This window comes from Desulfoluna spongiiphila, assembly GCF_900101345.1.
Lineage (GTDB): Bacteria > Desulfobacterota > Desulfobacteria > Desulfobacterales > Desulfolunaceae > Desulfoluna > Desulfoluna spongiiphila.
In genome coordinates this window covers 70724-89466 of the sequence record NZ_FMUX01000022.1, presented here as the reverse complement: position 1 = coordinate 89466, position 18743 = coordinate 70724, and the positions used below count along the sequence as shown (strand labels likewise).

Below are 18743 nucleotides of genomic sequence, written 5' to 3'. Positions count from 1 at the left end.
CTGCCGCGTTTCGGGTTAAAAGGTGAGGGTTGCCTGGGCGTGGACAGAACGCTCCACTTCCGTGGGAGAGGTCCACAGGAGGGACTCGGCAAACTCCGCGTGGCTTTCGTGGAGGAGGTTCTGGCCGGTGAGGGAGAGCTCGACGCCCTTTGCGGGTTTCCAGGCAAGGCGTGCGTCGAGTTCGGTGTAGGCGTCCACCGTTCCCTCCTGAATATCGTCCATGTGCCGGAGCCAGAGATCCAGGGTGACCTTTGGGGAGAGGTCGAGGCCTGACCGGAGGGAGAACTGGACCTTGGGCGCGGCGTCGTCGGTGTCATCGGAAAAACTCCCCTCGTAGCCGGACTTGGTGTCGTAGCTGGCCTGGAAAAGGGTTCCGGAGGCCTGGAGGCGCCAGTGGGGACGGGGGGCCCAGTTGGAAGCGACCTCCAGGCCCCAGGTGTGGCCCTCCATGCCGTTGTTGATGGCGGTCACCGAGGTGATGCGGGGCGGGGTGGCCCCCGGGTCCGGCACCGGGTCGGCCGTGAGGTATCCGTTGAGGTCGTCGTAGGCGTTGAAAAAAAGGGCCAGGTCCAAAGAAAACAAGGGATCCGGCGTGAGCCGGTATCCGGCCTCCAGGGCGATGAGTTTTTCGGATTCCAGGTCCTCGTCCCCTGCGATGATGACCTCCACCGGCAGGGGGGCTGGGTTTTGTGGGGACCCCGGCGGGATGACCCCCTGACGGATCCGGATCTGGGTTTCGGATCGGTTGGGGGTGCGCACGGCCCGGGAGACGGCAAACCAGGTGCTGTGGATGGCATTGGGTGCCCAGAGAAGCCGGGCGTTGGGCTGGAACTCCATTCCGGTGTAGTCGTTGTGTTCCACCTTGGCGCCCAGGGTGAGCTGGACCGAAGGGGACAGGGAGATGACATCCTGCAGAAAGGCGCTGATGAGGTGGTCGGTGGTGGACGGGGACGTCAGGGAAAAATTGTCACTGAATTCGATGGTGTCGGCGTAGTAGCGATAGCCCAGCCCCCAGATCACCTCGTGACCGGTGAGGGGCTCGAACCGGTGCTGAAGGTCCAGGTCGGCAAGGTCCCCGTCCCAGGCAAGCTGGTTCTCTTCCTTTTCCGAGCGGTCGTAGTAAGCCTGGAAGGAGAGTTCCGACGTCGCGGACAGGGTGCGGGTGATGCGGCTGAGCAGGTTCATGTGCTTGGAGTCGTTTTCGTTTTCGTAGAGTGTGGTGTACGGGGCGGAAAGGGAGGGGAGGGCGGTGTTCTCGTTGAACCGGCCGGCGTAGACGTCGCCCTGGAAGGTAAGGCGCGTCTCCGGCGTGGGGGAAAGGTCGCTGCGGAATCCGCCCTGGAGGTTGTCCCAGGAGTCCCCGCTGCCTTCCCCTTCAGGGCTGACGGATTCATCCCGGTTGGCGTAGGTGGCATAGAGTCGGTAGTGGCCCATGGAGCCTGCGGGGGCCCCGTAGCGGGCCCCGCCCCCGCTGCGCTCCAGGGTACCGACCCGGTTGGTGGCGAGGGCACCCTGGGTTTTGTCCGATGTCTTGGTGATGATGTTGATGATGCCGTTGACGGCATTGGCTCCCCAGAGGCTGGCTCCGGGGCCCCGGATGACTTCAATGCGGTCGATGTCCTCCAGGAGGGTGGTCTGGTCTTCCCAGAACACCCCGGAAAAGAGGGGGGAGTAGAGGGTGCGGCCGTCCATCTGGACGAGGAGTTTGTTGGCGAACTGGCTGTTGAACCCCCGGGCGGTGATGGCCCATTTGCTGGAGGAGATGCGTGCCACCTGAATACCGGGGACCATGCGCAGGGCATCCGGGATGTTGGTGACCCCGGAGCGGCGGATGTCGTCGGAGGTGATGACGAAGATGGCCGTGGGGGCGTGGGAGAGCTTCTGGGGCTTGCGGGAGACGGAGGTGACCTCGATATTGGCCAGCTCTTCAATGGAGAGCTCGGTGAGGTCTTCGGCGGCCCCGGCCGGGAGCACCAGGCAAAACCCGATGACGAGGGCCCATGCAACAAGGGCATGGCGATGTAGAGGGGGTAACCTTTTCATGGGAGTCTCCAGGCTGCCGGTTAGATCGGTGTGGCATGGAAACAGCAGCGGGAAGGGCGTGGGATTGCGGGCGCCTTGACCTGCGTATCGAAGAGCGGGGGAGGGGCTGGACTCAGGAGGTAATGGCCGTCAAGGGCGCTAACATTGTTAATATACCATGGGAATGACCATGCGGCAACACGAAGGGGGGGAGGGAAGGCATGCAGGGCACCACGCAAAAAGGGTTAAAGCAGACGCTTTAACCCTTTAAAACATGCGTATTTTTTTAAACGTGGTACCCCCAGCAAGAATTGAACTTGCGCACATGGATTAGGAATCCAATGCTCTATCCACTGAGCTATGGGGGCACTAGTCGATGTAGAGACGCTGACCCGGGTAGATGGTGCTTCCTGAAGTCAGGTTGTTCAGGTCAAGCAATCTCGCGACTGAAATATTATGTTTTGTGGCAATTGTAAAGGGATTATCACCGCGTTTGACATAATAGACGGATTTTTTCGCCTGGCGGGCCTTGGGAGACGCCGGTCGGGGCAGTCTGAGGACCTGTCCCACGGTGAGGGTGTTGCTTGAGAGCCGGTTGGCCTCCTTGAGGCCCGTGGGGGTTGTTCCGTACTTCCTGGCGATGAGCCAGAGGGACTCGCCCTTGCGGACCACGTGCTTTGTGGGGCGCTTGGCCTCGGGGATGGCGGTGTTGGCGTAATAGCCCTGGGTGGTGTACCCGCGCTGGGGGATCTTGATCTTCTTCCCGGCCACGATGATGTGGCGGTTGGAGAGCCCATTGGCGCGTGAGATGGCCTTTACCGAGGTGCCGTAGCGTTTGGCCAGGGTGGAGAGGGTGTCCCCCGGTCGCACCTTGTGGTAGACGAAGGCCCGCTGCGGCGGCAACGAGACCCGCAGGGAGCCCATGGCCGTTAAGGTGGCCTTGCTTTTGCCCACGGGGACCCGGAGGCTGTATTTTTCCTTGGGCAGGATGGCGTAGCGCAGCTCGGGGTTGAGGCGCTTGAGGGTGGCGTAGGAGGCACCGATGGCCTTGGCCACATCGGAGAGCTTCACCTGCTTCTGGACGGTGACGGTGTCGAAAAGCGGAGGGGTGTCCGGGGTCACGGTATGGAAGCCGTACTTTTCGAGGTTGTTGACGATATGCAGGGTGGCGATGAACTTGGGCACGTAGCGGGCCGTCTCGGACGGAAGCCGGGAGTAGAGGTCCCAGAAGTTGTCGAGGTAGTTGATGTTTTGGCGGCGGATGATCTTCAGGACGCGCCCTTCGCCGCAGTTGTAGGCGGCCAGGACCGTGGACCAGTCCCCGAAGAGCTTGTGCAGGCGGTTCAGGTAGGCGATGGCGGCATCGGTGGACTTGTCCGGGTCCAGGCGCTCGTCGACGAAGGTGGTGCGCTTCAGGCCGTACATGTACCCCGTGGACGGAACGAACTGCCAGAGGCCCAGGGCCCGTGCCGAAGAGAGGGCCTTGACTTTGTACCCGCTTTCCACCAGGGGGAGCCAGGACAGCTCGGCGGGCAGCCCCGCCTCCTGGAGCTTCTTGAGCATCATGGGGCGGTATTTGCCGGACCGTTTCAAGGACTCGGCAAAGAAGCGACGGTCCTTTTTGGTGAAGACGTCGATCTCCCGCTGCACCTGCTTGTTGATGGTGATGGGGATGGCGTTGCGCGTAAAGGCGGTGGTGGTGGCCCGGGAGGTGTAAATCTCCAGGATCCGGCGTGAGATGGTGAACCGGAGGTCCTCCTTCTGCTGGAGGAGCAGGGGGTCGTTGCCTGTCTCGACCTTGAGGATGAGGCCGTAGGCCTCATCGAGGCTTGATAGGGCCCCGTCCATGTCGCCTTTTTCCCAGAAGGACTGGGCCGCCTTGCAGTATTCAATGGCATGGTCAAAGAGGGGCAGCTCCTCCTGGGCCTCTTCGGGCAACTCCAGGGAGATGTTGCGGCGGTTGGTGGCGAAGTTGAATTCGGTCGGTTCCGGCGCTGTTTTTTCGATGCCTATATAAGGATAGCGAGGCGCCTTGGGAGCGAGGGGGGCCGACGGCGTGGTGCATGCGGAGGTGAGCAGCACGAGGGCGCATGTAATAAACGAGGTCTTTTTCATAGTGTATGGGCTTCTATATGGCTGTAAGTTGTTGTTATCTGAATACAGGGGAATTACAGGCTTGGGCGGGAGGTGTCAAGTGATTTGGGGCAGAGGCCCGGAGAGCCCAGCCACGGTGCCGTGGAAAAAACGGGGAGCCTGTGGAAAAAAGGGAGCTCAATTTTATGGGGATTAAAAATGGATTGTGTGGTAATATCCGACAATTAGGTCTTGGGGTCCCCCTGGCGGGGGCAAGTATTTTGAAAAATCGCATTTGCGGGAGATATCCAGAGCTAATCAGCGATTTGAAGGCTTTTTAGGGCTCTATTTGACTTTAATCGGCTGTAACCGGCATTGATAATTTATGGTCTGCTGGGTAAAAGGGGTTCGTTCTTTGACGACGGCAGTCTTCAAATCGAGCCGGCATAGCTCAGTTGGCAGAGCGTCTCACTTGTAATGAGATGGTCCTCCGTTCGATTCGGGGTGCCGGCTCCAAAAAGAACACGTTCCAAACATGGTGGGGTTCCCGAGTGGTCAAAGGGATCAGACTGTAAATCTGACGGCTCAGCCTTCGGAGGTTCAAATCCTCCCCCCACCACCATCCCGGAATAGCAAGCCGGGTGTAGGAGGCCTAATGGCCGCGACTACACGGCTGCCTACATAAAACTTGCTTCCGGTGTTTTGCACCGGTAGGTCGGCGGGAGTAGCTCAGTTGGTAGAGCTTCAGCCTTCCAAGCTGAATGTCGCGAGTTCGAATCTCGTCTCCCGCTCCATTTAGCAAATGCCCGGCCGCATAATCAGCGATTAGCCCATGTAGCTCAGTTGGTAGAGCGCATCCTTGGTAAGGATGAGGTTCATCAGTTCGACTCTGATCATGGGCTCCACGCTGATTTGTGTTTCGCCTTCTGATAATGCGGCAGGTGTAAGTAAGCAAGTCACACCATATTATATTAAGATCACAATTTGGGTAAAGCACCAAACGTACAGGGAGGTAGTTGACATGGCAAAGGAAAAATTCGAGCGGTCCAAACCGCATGTGAACGTCGGTACCATCGGTCACATTGACCATGGAAAGACTACGCTGACCGCTGCGATTACAAAGCAGAACGCCCTCAGAGCCGGAGCAGGCTCAGCCGTCGCTTTCGACGAGATTGACAAGGCTCCCGAGGAGAAAGAGCGCGGGATCACCATTGCCACAGCGCACGTGGAGTATGAGACCCCCAACCGTCACTATGCTCACGTTGACTGCCCCGGTCACGCCGACTACATTAAGAACATGATCACCGGTGCTGCCCAGATGGACGGCGCAATTCTGGTTGTGTCCGCTGATGACGGCCCCATGCCCCAGACCCGTGAGCACATCCTGCTCGCCCGTCAGGTTGGTGTTCCCCGTATTGTTGTCTTCCTTAATAAATGCGACATGGTTGACGACGAAGAGCTCATCGAGCTCGTTGAGATGGAGCTCCAGGAGCTTCTCTCCAAATACGATTTCCCCGGTGACGACACGCCCATCATCCGAGGCAGCGCCCTGCGCGCCCTGGAGGCCGACACCCACGAAGACGCAGCAGCCGCTTGCATCTTCGAGCTGATGGATGCTTGCGACAGCTTCATCCCCGAGCCCGAGCGCGACACCGACAAAGATTTCCTCATGCCTATTGAGGATGTGTTCTCCATCTCCGGTCGCGGTACCGTTGTTACCGGTCGAATTGAGCGTGGTGTGATCCACACCGGCGACGAAGTGGAACTCGTGGGTATCCGTCCCACCTCCAAGACCGTATGCACCGGTGTTGAGATGTTCCGCAAGCTCCTCGACGAAGGCATGGCCGGCGATAACGTTGGTCTGCTTCTCCGCGGAACCAAGCGTGATGAGGTTGAGCGCGGCCAGGTTGTGGCCAAGCCCGGAAGCATCACTCCCCACACCAAGTTCAAGGCAGAGATTTACGTTCTCTCCAAAGAAGAAGGCGGCCGTCATACGCCTTTCTTCTCCGGCTACCGTCCCCAGTTCTTCTTCCGTACCACGGACGTTACCGGTATCCTGAACCTGCCTGAGGGTGTTGAGATGATCATGCCTGGGGACAATACGACCATCATCGCAGAACTGATCAACCCCATCGCCATGGAAAAAGAGCTTCGTTTCGCGATTCGCGAAGGCGGCCGTACCGTCGGTGCCGGGGTTGTATCCGAAATCATCGAATAGATCGAGGAGCCGATAAGTGCGAACTCTAGTGACTCTCGCCTGCACCGAGTGCAAAAGGCGAAACTACACCACGACAAAAAACAAGCGTACGACGCCTGACAAGCTTGAATTTAAGAAATACTGTCCCTTCTGCAAGAAGCATCTTGCTCACAAGGAGACGAAGTAATCAGGTCCATAGCCGGGGTGGGTCCCACCGAATTCACCCCGGTCGCTTGAAAAAGGTTTACCTTGCAGGTCAGTAGCTCCAATTGGTAGAGCGTCGGTCTCCAAAACCGAATGTTGGGGGTTCGAGTCCCTCCTGACCTGCCACAAACCTTGATTAGAGGGGCTCCCTGGGACCTCCCTATCGACAGATATAGAAGGAGAGGTATGGGTCGTATACAGCGCAAAAAGACAGATAGCCAGAAACTGAAGCAAAAGGAGAAGCAAAAGCTTCGCAAGGAAACACAAGCTGACGTTCTGGCGGACCAAGGGCCCTCGTCAAAGAAGTTACCTGATCAGAAAAAGCAGATTCAGACCAAGGCTCATTATTCGGTGAAGACAACCGGAATCAATAATGAGCCTGGTTTGATTGAGAAGGTGAAAACTTTCTTTAACGAGGTGAAATTAGAGACAAAAAAGGTTGTTTGGCCTGAAAAGAAGCAGACGATTGCCTCCACATCGGTGGTCATTGTTCTGGTGATTATCATCTCATCCTTTTTGGGCTTGGTCGATGTGGGTTTAAAGGGCCTAATCAGTCTCGTTCTTCACTAAAACCGAGGAGATAGTTCAGTGGCTCTAAAATGGTATGTGGTTCACGTATACTCGGGCTTTGAAAACAAGGTCAAAGCTGCCTTGGAAGAGCGGATAGCCGTATCACCCTTCAAGGAGAAATTTGAGGAGATCGTTGTTCCCACCGAGCAGGTGGTTGAACTGGTCAAAGGGAAGCGGCGTGAGTCTTCAAGGAAATTCTACCCGGGCTACATCCTTGTCCGAATGGAGCTGAACGACAATACCTGGCACATCGTCAACAACACTGCGAAAGTCACCGGTTTTCTGGGTGGAAGGAACAGGCCTGCGCCGATCTCCGAGGAGGAGGCGGAAAAGATCCTGAACCGCATGGAGGCGGGTAAAGAGAAGCCTCAACCAAAATTTCTATTTGAAACTGGCGACGAAATTCGCGTGATCGACGGGCCCTTCACCAATTTCAACGGCACGGTAGAAGAAGTCAATCCTGAAAAGGGAAAGATCAAAGTGCTGGTGAGTATCTTTGGACGTGCTACGCCAGTTGAACTGGACTTTGTTCAGGTAACGAAGTTATAGCATTCACTATCGGGAGTAAGTAAGTACAATGGCAAAAAAAGTTATTGGACAGATAAAATTACAGGTAAAGGCCGGCAAAGCCAACCCCTCACCACCCATTGGTCCTGCGCTTGGTCAGCATGGTGTGAACATCATGGACTTCTGCAAGGCGTTCAACGCACGAACCGCCAATGAAGAGCCTGACATGATCATCCCGGTGGTGATTACCGTTTTTGCCGACAGAACATTCAAGTTCATCACCAAGACCCCTCCGGCATCTGTGCTTCTGAAAAAGGTAGCCAAGCTTCAGAAGGGCTCTAGCGATCCCCTTCGCAACAGGGTCGCAAAAATTACCATGGATCAGGTGGAAGAGATCGCCAAGATCAAGATGGAAGACCTCAACGCCAACGATCTCGCGGCTGCAAGCAAAATCATTGCAGGCACAGCCCGAAGCATGGGAATTGACGTCGTCTAATTGAATTTAGATAAGGAGCAATAGGGTACGATGCCAAAGCGTGGTAAAAAATACATAGAAGCTGGGAAAGATGTAACGCCCCTGCAGAAGTTTGAATTGGCCGAAGCCGTTGGGGCAGCTGTTTCCAACGCATACGCCAAGTTTGACGAAACCGTGGACGTGGCCATCCGACTCGGGGTTGATCCCCGTCATGCGGATCAGATGGTGCGTGGCACCTGCATCCTTCCCCACGGGCTCGGCAAAGAGGTGAAGGTCCTTGTATTTTGCAAGGGCGAAAAAGAGAAAGAGGCCCTGGACGCCGGTGCCGATTTCGCAGGAAGCCAGGATCTCGTAGAGCAGATCCAGGGCGGCTGGTTCGGGTTCGACAAGGCCATTGCCACCCCTGACATGATGGGTGTGGTCGGCAAGATCGGGCGCGTTCTCGGTCCCCGTGGCCTGATGCCCAACGCCAAGACCGGCACCGTCACCTTCGACGTGGCCAAGGCCGTTGAAGAGCTCAAGGCTGGTAAGATCGACTTCCGCGTGGAAAAGGCTGGTATCATCCATGCCCCCATCGGAAAGATCTCCTTCGGTGCTGAAAAGCTCACCGAAAACCTGGTGGCACTCCTCGAGGTGCTCACCAAGCTCAAGCCCTCTGCAGCCAAAGGGGCTTACTTCAAGAGCCTGACCGTGTCGTCCACCATGGGCCACGGCTACCGGGTCGATCCCGCCGCTCTGAAAGATGCTGCAAAATAGATCTTGCCTTTGATTCGCTCAAGGTATATACTATATCGATTTTTTCATTTGGGCATAACCCGCCTGCCGCACTGCGTGCGGCCAGGTTTGGGTTCTATATATGTCACAGACAGTAGGTGCACACGTTAGGTTCACCGTGTTTAATCGGCGAGGCCGGCCTACCGAGACACTCGTTTTGGTACAGTTGGCACCTCATGTAGAAAAATCTGCTTAAAGGAGGTGTGAAAGAATTGAATCTGGATAAGAAAAAGGCTGTAGTAGATAGCCTGCACGAAAAGCTTGCGAAGTCCGCCATCGTCATCTCGACGGATTACAAGGGACTGGACGTGGCTACCGTGACGAAACTCCGGGCCGAACTTACCAAGGTCGGTGTCGAGTTCCACGTTGCCAAGAACACCCTGCTCCGGCGTGCTTCCGAAGAGACCGACGCAGCGCTCATTACCGACTCCTTCAAAGGCCCCACGGCCATCGCCATCAGCTTTGATGACCCGGTGGCTCCTGCCAAGATCCTCTCCAAGTTTGTCGAAGACAACGAGAAGATGGAGATCAAGGCAGCCGTCATGGAAGGCAAGACCCTGGATATGAATGGCCTCAAGGCGCTCTCTGAGCTGCCGTCTCGCGAGGTTCTCCTCTCCCAGGTGCTCTCCGCCATGAACGCGGTGCCCACAGGTATGGTACGCGTACTTGCCGAAGTCCCCCGTCAGATGGTCAATGTCCTTTCGGCCATCAAGGATCAGAAGGAAGCGGCGTAATTTGCGCGGGTTTCCCTTTACGACACAATCGATACATTAGAACAAGATAAGTTTTTCTGGAGGTTATAAGACAATGGCTGATATTACCAAAGACGACGTAATTGAGTTTATCGCAAACATGACTGTCCTCGAGCTTTCCGAGCTCGTTAAGGAACTTGAAGATAAGTTTGGTGTTTCTGCTGCCGCTCCCGTTGCCATGATGGCTGCTGGTCCTGCTGGCGAAGCAGGTGGTGCTGCTGAAGAGAAGACCGAGTTCGACGTCATTCTCACCGCCCCCGGCGACAAGAAGATCAACGTGATCAAAGAGATCCGCGCCATCACCGGCCTCGGTCTCAAAGAAGCCAAGGCTCTCGTTGACGAAGCTCCCAAGCCCGTTAAAGAAGGCATCGCCAAAGACGAAGCAGAAAAAGTCAAAGCTCAGCTTGAAGAAGCTGGCGCCCAGGTTGAACTTAAGTAGTTATACGCTTAATAAGCCTACCCATACCCAATTACTATCACCTTTGCGGATGAAAGGCGGGCACTTGTGCCTGCCTTTTAATCCGCTAATCCTGTTTCTGCAGTCTCAACAAAAAATTTGGAGATGATATGACTGGAAGCCCCTTGGCGAAAAAGCGATTAAGGAAGAATTTCGGAGGGAAGCATAAAATCGCTGAGATTCCTGATCTTATCGGTATGCAGCGAGATTCTTACAACCGTTTTCTGCAGATGGACGTTCCGCCTGAGAAGAGGGAGGATATAGGTCTCCAGGCAGTCTTCAAGTCCGTTTACCCCATCAAGGACTTTACAGGTAGCGCTTCCCTTGAATACGTGTCGTATTCTTTTGGTGAGATCAAGCACTCCATGGAGGAGTGTATCCAGCGTGGGATGACGTATGAAATCTCCCTCAGGATTCGCGTTCGCCTCGTTGTCTACGACATTGATAAGGACGCCGGTATCTCCAATATCCGGGACATCAAAGAACAGGAGATCTACTTCGGCACCATTCCCCTCATGACCAAGCGGGGAACCTTTATCATCAACGGCACCGAGCGTGTCGTGGTGAGCCAGCTCCACCGGTCCTCCGGTGTCTTTTTTGACCACGACAAAGGCAAGACCCACTCCAGCGGCAAGATCATCTATTCGGCACGGATCATTCCCGTGCGTGGTTCCTGGATCGACATGGAAGTCGACCCCAAGGATATCGTTTACATTCGCATCGATCGCCGCAGGAAGTTTCCCGTTACCGTATTGTTCAAGGCCTTCGGGTACTCCAACGAAGACCTGCTTACCTATTTCTATGCCAAAGAGAAGATTCTCCTTGAAGGCGGCGTGTTCAAGCGCGTTTTCAACGAAGATTTCCTCAAAGGCCAGCGCGCCAGCGAAGACGTCACGGATCCCGAATCCGGTGAGGTCATCGTCAAGCAGGGGCGCCTTTTCACCAAGCGCGCCATCAAGCAGCTCAAGGCCCTGGGCACCGAGACCCTGCCCATGAGCCCCGATGACATTGATCAGCGCGGCCTGGCCACCCGTCTGGTGGACCCGGTGACCGGCGAAGTTATTGCCATGGCAGGGGACCTGGTGGACGAAGAGGTGCTGGAACGCATCACCGAGTCCAACGTGACCGGGTTCGAACTGCTCTATCAGGACACGGCGTACTCTTCGGATGCCATCCGAAAGACCATCGTGGCCGACAAGGTGAACACCAAGGAAGAGGCCCTCGTTGAGATCTACCGCCGCCTCAGGCCCGGCAACCCGGCTACGCCCGAGGTCGCCCAGGAGTTCATCGACCACCTCTTCTTCAAAGAGGCTTACTACGATCTCTCAGGGGTTGGCCGTCTCAAGATGAACCACCGCCTGGGCTTGAACACCGATATCAATATCAAGACCCTGCGACGGGAGGACATTCTCCTCACCGCCAAGACCCTGGTCCAGCTCCGCGACACCCAGGGTGTGGTGGACGACATCGACCACCTCGGCAACCGACGCGTCCGCGCCGTGGGCGAGCTCCTGGAGAACCAGTACCGCATCGGTCTGGTCCGCATGGAGCGTGCCATCAAAGAGCGCATGAGCATGCAGGAAGTCGACGCCCTCATGCCCCACGACCTGGTGAACCCCAAGCCGGTGTCCGCCGTGGTCAAGGAGTTCTTCGGCACCAGCCAGCTCTCCCAGTTCATGGACCAGACCAACCCCTTGTCGGAGACCACACACAAGCGTCGTCTCTCGGCCCTGGGACCCGGCGGTCTGACCCGTGAGCGCGCAGGCTTTGAAGTCCGTGACGTGCACCCGTCCCACTACGGTCGAATCTGCCCCATCGAGACCCCTGAAGGCCCCAACATCGGCCTCATCGTCTCGCTGTGTACCTACGCACGGGTCAACGACTTCGGGTTCATCGAGACCCCGTACCGTGTGGTCAACGATTCCCATGTGACCAATGAGGTCCGCATGCTCAGCGCCTTCGAAGAGAAGGCCCTGCCCATTGCCCAGGCCAACGCGCCCATGGACGATGACAACAACTACGTCAACGCCCTGGTGACCTCCCGCGTGGAGGGGGAATTTGAGATGGTGGAGCGCGAAGAGATCGAGCTCATGGACATCTCCCCCAACCAGCTGGTGAGTGTCTCGGCCTCTCTGATTCCTTTTCTGGAAAACGATGACGCCAACCGAGCCCTCATGGGCTCCAACATGATGCGTCAGGCCGTGCCCCTGACCCAGAGCCGCGCGCCCCTGGTGGGCACCGGTGTGGAAGGTGTTGTGGCACGCGACTCCGGCGTGGCCATCGTGGCCGAGGCCGACGCGACTGTGGTGGAAGTGGACTCCGAGCGCATTGTGCTCCAGCACGAGGTGGACATGGAGAAACCCGGGTTCAACCCGGTGACCATCTACAACCTCTCCAAGTTCATCCGGTCCAACCAGAACACCTGCTTTAACCACCGACCCATCGTGGTCAACGGTCAGAAGGTGAAAAAAGGCGAGGTCCTGGCCGACGGTCCTTCCACCGAGAAGGGCGAACTGGCCCTGGGCCAGAACGTCACCGTGGCCTTCATGCCCTGGGGCGGCTACAACTTTGAGGACTCCATCCTCGTCTCCGAAGCCATTGTCCGCGACGGGGTGTACACCAGTATCCACATCGAAGAGTTCGAGGTGGTGGCCCGTGACACCAAGCTGGGCAAGGAAGAGATCACCCGGGACATCCCCAACGTTGGTGAAGAGGCCTTAAAGGATCTCGACGACAGCGGGATCATCCGCCTGGGCGCCGAGGTCAACCCCGGGGACATCCTCGTGGGCAAGATCACGCCCAAGGGCGAAACCCAGCTCTCTCCCGAAGAGAAGCTGCTTCGCGCCATTTTTGGCGAGAAGGCAGGGGACGTGAAGGACACCTCCTTGAGGGTACCCCCCGGCGTCACCGGCACCGTGGTGGACGCCAAGGTCTTTTCCCGCCGCGGCGTGGACAAGGACGACAGGACGCGTCACATCGAGGACGATGAGATTGCAGGCTTTGAAAAAGATCGCAACGACAAGATCGAGGTGATTGAAAAGACAGCCCGCGAGATGATCGAGGCCATGGTGGTGGGCAAGAGCTGCCCCACCCCCTTGCGCAAAGCCAAGAAGGTCGTGATTCCTGCCGATACCGTCATTACCGGTGAGATGTTTGCCGAGGTGTCTCTCTCTCAGTTGGAGGGGATCATCCTGGACGACGACACCGTCACCGAGCGGGTCAACGAGATCCTTGATCGCAAGAACGAAGAGATCGACAAGATCAAGAAGACCTTTGAAGACCAGGTGGTGCGCTACGAGAAGGGGGATGACCTTCCTCCCGGCGTCATCAAGATGATCAAGGTCTACGTCGCCATGAAGCGCATGCTCTCCGTGGGCGACAAGATGGCGGGCCGACACGGGAACAAGGGTGTGGTCTCCCGCGTCCTTCCCCAGGAAGACCTGCCTTACTTCGAAGACGGCACCATGGTGGACATGATCCTGAACCCCCTGGGGGTTCCCTCCCGTATGAACGTGGGGCAGATCCTTGAGATCCACCTGGGGAGAGCAGCCAAGGGGCTCGGCAACCAGATCGCCGATCTCATCGACGAGAAGAAAGCCGATGCCCTGCGAACCAAACTGAAACGAATCTTCACCGGAGAGGCCGACCATCAGATGATGGACAGCCTGGAAGGGGAGGATATCTATACTTTTGCGGAAAACTATCGTCGCGGGGTCCACATGGCCACCCCGGTCTTTGATGGCGCCGAAGAAGAAGACATCAAGCACTACCTGACAGAGGCGGAGTACAAAACCTCCGGCCAGGCCCGTCTGTTTGACGGCCGGACCGGTGAGCCTTTCGACGGCGAAGTGACGGTCGGCACCATGTATATGTTGAAGCTCCACCACCTGGTGGACGACAAGCTCCACGCCCGATCCATCGGTCCCTACTCCCTTGTTACCCAGCAGCCACTGGGCGGTAAGGCACAGTTCGGTGGCCAGCGTCTCGGGGAGATGGAGGTCTGGGCCATGGAAGCGTATGGTGCGTCCCATGCACTTCAGGAGTTCATTACGGTCAAGTCCGATGACATGGCCGGTCGTACCCGTATGTACGAGAAGATCGTGAAGGGGCAAGCCGTTCTGGAACCGGGAATGCCTGAATCCTTCCGCGTTCTTACCAAAGAACTGCAGAGCCTCGGACTGGACGTAACCTTAATGGAAGGCACTAACTAAGGAGCAGATATTGGAAACCCTATACGATTTTTTCGCCAAGCCGATAGATCCCAAGATGTACTCCGGCGTAAAGATTGCCCTGGCGTCTCCCGAGCAGATCATGCAGTGGTCCCACGGGGAGATCAAGAAGCCAGAGACGATCAACTACCGTACGTTCAAGCCTGAGCGTGACGGCCTGTTCTGTGCCAAGATCTTTGGTCCCACCAAGGACTATGAGTGCAATTGCGGCAAGTACAAGCGCATGAAGCACCGCGGTGTGGTGTGCGAAAAATGTGGCGTTGAAGTCATTCAGTCCAAGGTGCGTCGTGAGCGCCTGGCCCACATCGAGCTGGCCACCCCCGTGGCCCATATCTGGTTCCTGAAGAGCCTGCCCAGTAAGATCGGCAACCTTCTGGACATCACCTTGAAGAACATGGAGAAGGTCCTCTATTTTGACAGCTACATCGTCATGGACCCCAAGGAGACCGGTCTTACCAAGTACCAGCTCCTCTCCGATGACAAATACATCGAGGCCCTGGACCTGTACGGCAAGGAGGCCTTTGAGGTGGGGATCGGCGCCGAAGCGGTGCGGACCCTCCTTGAGGAGCTGAACTTAGAGCAGATCTACAACGATCTGCGCGAAGAGCTCAAGACCACGACATCCCTGGCCAAGAAGCAAAAACTCAGCAAGCGGCTCAAGATCGTCGACGCCTTTTACAACTCCGGCGTGGACCCCATCTGGATGATCATGAGCGTGGTGCCCATCCTTCCCCCGGACCTGCGACCCCTGGTTCCCCTGGAAGGCGGCCGATTCGCCACCTCGGATCTGAACGATCTCTACCGCCGTGTGATCAACCGGAACAACCGCCTGAGCCGCCTCATGGAGCTTAAGGCGCCGGACATCATCGTGCGCAACGAAAAGCGGATGCTCCAGGAGTCCGTGGACGTGCTGTTCGACAACGGCCGTCACGGCCGTGTGGTCACCGGCACCAACAAGCGGCCCCTGAAGTCCCTTTCCGATACCTTGAAGGGCAAGCAGGGCCGGTTCCGCCAGAACCTTCTCGGCAAGCGTGTGGATTACTCCGGACGTACCGTTATTACCGTTGGGCCGAGCCTGCGCCTGCATCAGTGCGGTCTTCCCAAGAAGATGGCCCTGGAGCTGTTCAAGCCTTACGTCTACCATCGCCTGGAGAAAAAGGGCCTGGTTTCCACCGTCAAAAGCGCCAAGAAGATGGTGGAGCGCGAGGTGCCCGAGGTCTGGGACACTCTGGATGAGGTGGTAAAAGAGTACCCGGTGATGCTGAACCGTGCGCCCACCCTTCACCGTCTGGGCATCCAGGCGTTCGAGCCCGTGCTCGTGGAAGGCAAGGCCCTTCAGCTGCATCCCCTGGTCTGTACCGCCTTCAACGCCGACTTTGACGGGGACCAGATGGCGGTCCATCTTCCTCTGTCCATCGAAGCCCAGGTGGAGTGCCGTGTTCTGATGCTGGCCTCCAACAACACCCTGTCCCCTGCCAACGGCCAGCCGGTGATCGTGCCTACCCAGGATATTGTCCTTGGTCTGTACTACATCTCCCGCCAGGTGGACGGCGCCCGCGGGGAAGGGACCACCTTCGGCAGCTTTGACGAAGTGCGTACCGCATACGACCACGGCAAGCTCGGCCTGCACGCCGCCATCAAGGTGCGCATGGCAGGTGAGTTCATGGAAACCACCGTGGGCCGGACCCTTCTCTGGGACATCATTCCGTCCCACCCCGAGCTGAGCTTCCGCCGCATCGTGCTCAAAGACCGCGACAAGGCTGAAGAGATCCGCACGGCTCTGGCCTCCGGCACCCCGTTTGCCGAACTGGTGTCCCGTTCCGAAAGCTCCGACAAGAAGCGCGGCGGGGACATCGGCTACATGGACCACGAGGAGATGCGCAAGGTGTTTCGCATCGACGACGACACCCTGGAGGTCCTTTTCGCCATGGAGGTGGGGGATTTCAGCGAGGTCATCGAAACCTCGGGCGGGCATCACGTCTTTTACGTGGCCAACCGCCGGCCGGGCATCCCCTTTGCCATGATCAACAAGGTGATGGACAAGAAGGCATCACGGGACCTCATTGACTTTGCCTACCGCTACATCAGCCCCAAGGCCACCGTGCTCCTGGCGGACCGCTTGAAGAACCTGGGGTATCGCTACTCCACCATCGGCGGTCTCTCCATCTCCATCGACGACATGGTAATCCCCGGCAACAAGTGGGACATCATGCACGAGTCCGAGGACAAGGTGGTTGAGATCAACCGGCAGTACGCCGAGGGTCTCATTACCCAGGGCGAGAAGTACAACAAGGTGGTGGACATCTGGGCCAAGGCCACGGACGACATCGCCAACGCCATGATGGACACCATGAGCGAGCCCAAGGTGCCCGTGATTCTCCCCGAAAAGGGAGAGCACGACATCCGCCTGGACACCCGCAACATCGATAACATCAACTCCATCTTCATGATGGCCGACTCCGGTGCCCGAGGCTCCAAGGACCAGATGCGTCAGCTGGCCGGTATGCGAGGCCTCATGGCCAAGCCGTCCGGGGAGATCATCGAAACGCCCATCCAGGCGAACTTCCGCGAGGGCCTGTCGGTTCTCCAGTATTTCGTCTCTACCCACGGTGCCCGTAAGGGTCTGGCGGATACGGCCCTTAAAACGGCCAACTCCGGTTACCTGACCCGCCGCCTGGCCGACGTGGCCCAGGACTGCGCCGTCATCGAGCCCGACTGCGGCACCACCATGGGCATTGAAGTGGAGGCCCTCATGGAGGGCGGTGAGGTGATTCAGCGTCTTGGCGAGCGTATCCTCGGTCGAACCACCCTGGAGAACGTTTACGACCCCTTCACCGATGAGGTGCTGGTGGAAGAGGGTGTTGAGATCGATGAAAAGATCCTTACCATCATGGAAGATGCCGGCATCACCAGCCTCAAGATCCGCTCCGTTCTCACCTGCAAGACCCGAGGCGGGGTGTGTGCCAAGTGCTACGGCCGAGACCTCTCCCACGGGGACACCGTGGAAATCGGACAGGCCGTGGGGATCATGGCTGCCCAGTCCATCGGCGAGCCCGGCACCCAGCTTACCATGCGTACCTTCCACATCGGTGGTACGGCGAGCCGGAAGGTTGAGGTCGCTGAAATCAAGGCGCGTGTCGACGGCAACATCAAGTTCCTCGACGACCTGAAGGTGGTAAAGAACCAGGACGGGGAGCTCATTGTCATGAACCGGCGCGGCGGGGAGTTTTCCATCGTCAGCGACACCGGCCGTGAGCGCGAGAAGCACCACGTCATCTACGGTGCCCACCTTCTGGTGGAAGACGGGGCCTCCGTGGACAACGGGCAGCTCCTGGCCTCCTGGGACCCCTTCACCGTGCCCATCATCACGGAGGTGTCCGGCAAGGTCAAGTTCGGTGACATCGAGTCCGGCAAGACCATGCAGGAGAAGCTCGACCCCGTTACCGGCAAGTCCAGTCGAACCATCATCGAGAGCCGTCTGGGCGATGCCCGGCCGCGTATCTCTATTAAGGATGAGAACAACAAGACCGTGCAGCTGGGCGGCGGGGCCCTGGCCCGTTACAGCCTGCCCGTTGAGGCGGTTATTCTGGTGGAGGAACACGACGAGGTCAAAGCGGGTCACATCATCGCCAAGCTTCCCCGTGCCACCACCAAGACCAAGGATATCACCGGGGGTCTCCCCCGCGTGGCCGAGCTCTTTGAGGTGCGCAAGCCCAAAGAGACCGCTGTCCTGACCCAGATTGACGGGTATGTGGGTATCGCCAAGGGCACCAAAGGCAAGCAGAAGGTCACCGTGACCAACGCCGAGGTGAACGAGAAGCGCGAATACCTGATTCCCAAGGGGCGCCACATCAACGTCTACGAAGGGGACTACGTCCGTGCGGGTGAAAAACTCACCGGCGGCAGCGAGAACCCCCAGGACATCCTGAACATCAAGGGCGAAGTGGCTCTGGCCAGCTACCTGGTGGACGAGGTCCAGCAGGTCTACCGCCTTCAGGGCGTCCGCATCAACGACAAGCACATCGAGGTGATCGTCCGCCAGATGATGAAGCGGGTAAAAGTCACCGACTCCGGCGACTCCAACTTCATCATGGAAGAGCATGTGGATCGCACCGAGTTTGCCGACGTGAACAGGGCCCTCGTGGAAGAGGGGTCTCAGCCCGCCCAGGGCGAGCCTCTGATCCTCGGGATCACCAAGGCTTCCTTGTCCACGGACAGCTTCATCTCGGCTGCCTCCTTCCAGGAGACCACCAAGGTCCTCACCGAAGCGGGCATCCGCGGCAAGGTGGATACCCTCCGCGGTCTCAAGGAAAACGTGATCATGGGCCGGCTGATTCCTGCCGGTACCGGCATCGCTCAGTACCGAAATATTGAAGTGCAGAGCGACCTCGAAGAGGTTGTTGAAGAGAGCAACGTCATCGATCTTTAAAAAAAAAGGCGGGTTTCTCCGGGTTTTCTTGGGGAGGCCCGCCTTGGCTACAAA

The 18743-nt window shown here is 57.7% G+C and carries 12 protein-coding genes and 6 tRNA genes; 15 read left to right on the top strand and 3 right to left on the bottom strand.

What is annotated here, in order from left to right; genetic code table 11:
* Positions 1-15: 15 nt before the first annotated feature.
* From BLQ12_RS22685 to BLQ12_RS22675, 3 genes are all read right to left on the bottom strand, one after another.
* A complete protein-coding gene (locus BLQ12_RS22685; protein WP_092214432.1) occupies positions 16-2043 on the bottom strand; it encodes a TOL_0244 family TonB-dependent receptor in 2028 nt (675 codons plus the stop codon).
* Positions 2044-2315: 272 nt separating this feature from the next.
* Positions 2316-2390: transfer RNA gene (locus tag BLQ12_RS22680), tRNA-Arg, on the bottom strand.
* Position 2391: 1 nt separating this feature from the next.
* Positions 2392-4137 (bottom strand): LysM peptidoglycan-binding domain-containing protein, encoded by a 1746-nt coding sequence (locus BLQ12_RS22675; RefSeq protein ID WP_092214430.1) that lies wholly within the window; start codon positions 4135-4137, stop codon positions 2392-2394.
* 398 nt (positions 4138-4535) lie between these two features.
* On the opposite strand from BLQ12_RS22675, the gene BLQ12_RS22670 reads away from it, so the two are divergent.
* The 15 genes from BLQ12_RS22670 (at position 4536) to rpoC (ending at position 18689) form a co-directional block, all read left to right on the top strand.
* A tRNA-Thr gene (locus BLQ12_RS22670) sits at positions 4536-4611 on the top strand.
* 21 nt (positions 4612-4632) lie between these two features.
* Positions 4633-4717: transfer RNA gene (locus tag BLQ12_RS22665), tRNA-Tyr, on the top strand.
* A gap of 96 nt (positions 4718-4813) precedes the next feature.
* Positions 4814-4889: transfer RNA gene (locus BLQ12_RS22660), tRNA-Gly, on the top strand.
* Positions 4890-4923: 34 nt separating this feature from the next.
* Positions 4924-5000 (top strand) — tRNA-Thr (locus BLQ12_RS22655).
* A 116-nt stretch (positions 5001-5116) separates the two neighbouring features.
* Positions 5117-6313, top strand: coding sequence for an elongation factor Tu (tuf, locus tag BLQ12_RS22650; RefSeq protein WP_092214428.1), 1197 nt, complete (start codon positions 5117-5119; stop codon positions 6311-6313).
* A 16-nt stretch (positions 6314-6329) separates the two neighbouring features.
* Positions 6330-6479, top strand: a complete 150-nt coding sequence (gene rpmG, locus BLQ12_RS22645) for a 50S ribosomal protein L33 (protein ID WP_092214426.1) — start codon at positions 6330-6332, stop codon at positions 6477-6479.
* Between the two features lie 66 nt (positions 6480-6545).
* Positions 6546-6622: transfer RNA gene (locus BLQ12_RS22640), tRNA-Trp, on the top strand.
* 60 nt (positions 6623-6682) lie between these two features.
* A complete protein-coding gene (gene secE, locus BLQ12_RS22635; RefSeq protein WP_092214424.1) occupies positions 6683-7066 on the top strand; it encodes a preprotein translocase subunit SecE in 384 nt (127 codons plus the stop codon).
* Positions 7067-7084: 18 nt separating this feature from the next.
* Entirely contained in the window at positions 7085-7615 is a 531-nt protein-coding gene (nusG, locus tag BLQ12_RS22630) for a transcription termination/antitermination protein NusG (protein WP_092214422.1), read from the top strand.
* 28 nt (positions 7616-7643) lie between these two features.
* A complete protein-coding gene (gene rplK, locus BLQ12_RS22625) occupies positions 7644-8069 on the top strand; it encodes a 50S ribosomal protein L11 (RefSeq protein WP_092214420.1) in 426 nt (141 codons plus the stop codon).
* 30 nt (positions 8070-8099) lie between these two features.
* Positions 8100-8804 (top strand): 50S ribosomal protein L1, encoded by a 705-nt coding sequence (gene rplA / locus BLQ12_RS22620; RefSeq protein WP_092214418.1) that lies wholly within the window; start codon positions 8100-8102, stop codon positions 8802-8804.
* Between the two features lie 221 nt (positions 8805-9025).
* Positions 9026-9556 (top strand): 50S ribosomal protein L10, encoded by a 531-nt coding sequence (gene rplJ / locus BLQ12_RS22615; protein ID WP_226860100.1) that lies wholly within the window; start codon positions 9026-9028, stop codon positions 9554-9556.
* Between the two features lie 73 nt (positions 9557-9629).
* Positions 9630-10013 (top strand): 50S ribosomal protein L7/L12, encoded by a 384-nt coding sequence (rplL, locus tag BLQ12_RS22610; protein WP_092214413.1) that lies wholly within the window; start codon positions 9630-9632, stop codon positions 10011-10013.
* A gap of 128 nt (positions 10014-10141) precedes the next feature.
* Positions 10142-14242, top strand: coding sequence for a DNA-directed RNA polymerase subunit beta (gene rpoB, locus BLQ12_RS22605; protein ID WP_092214411.1), 4101 nt, complete (start codon positions 10142-10144; stop codon positions 14240-14242).
* Positions 14243-14252: 10 nt separating this feature from the next.
* Entirely contained in the window at positions 14253-18689 is a 4437-nt protein-coding gene (gene rpoC / locus BLQ12_RS22600; protein WP_092214408.1) for a DNA-directed RNA polymerase subunit beta', read from the top strand.
* The last annotated feature ends 54 nt before the right edge of the window (positions 18690-18743 follow it).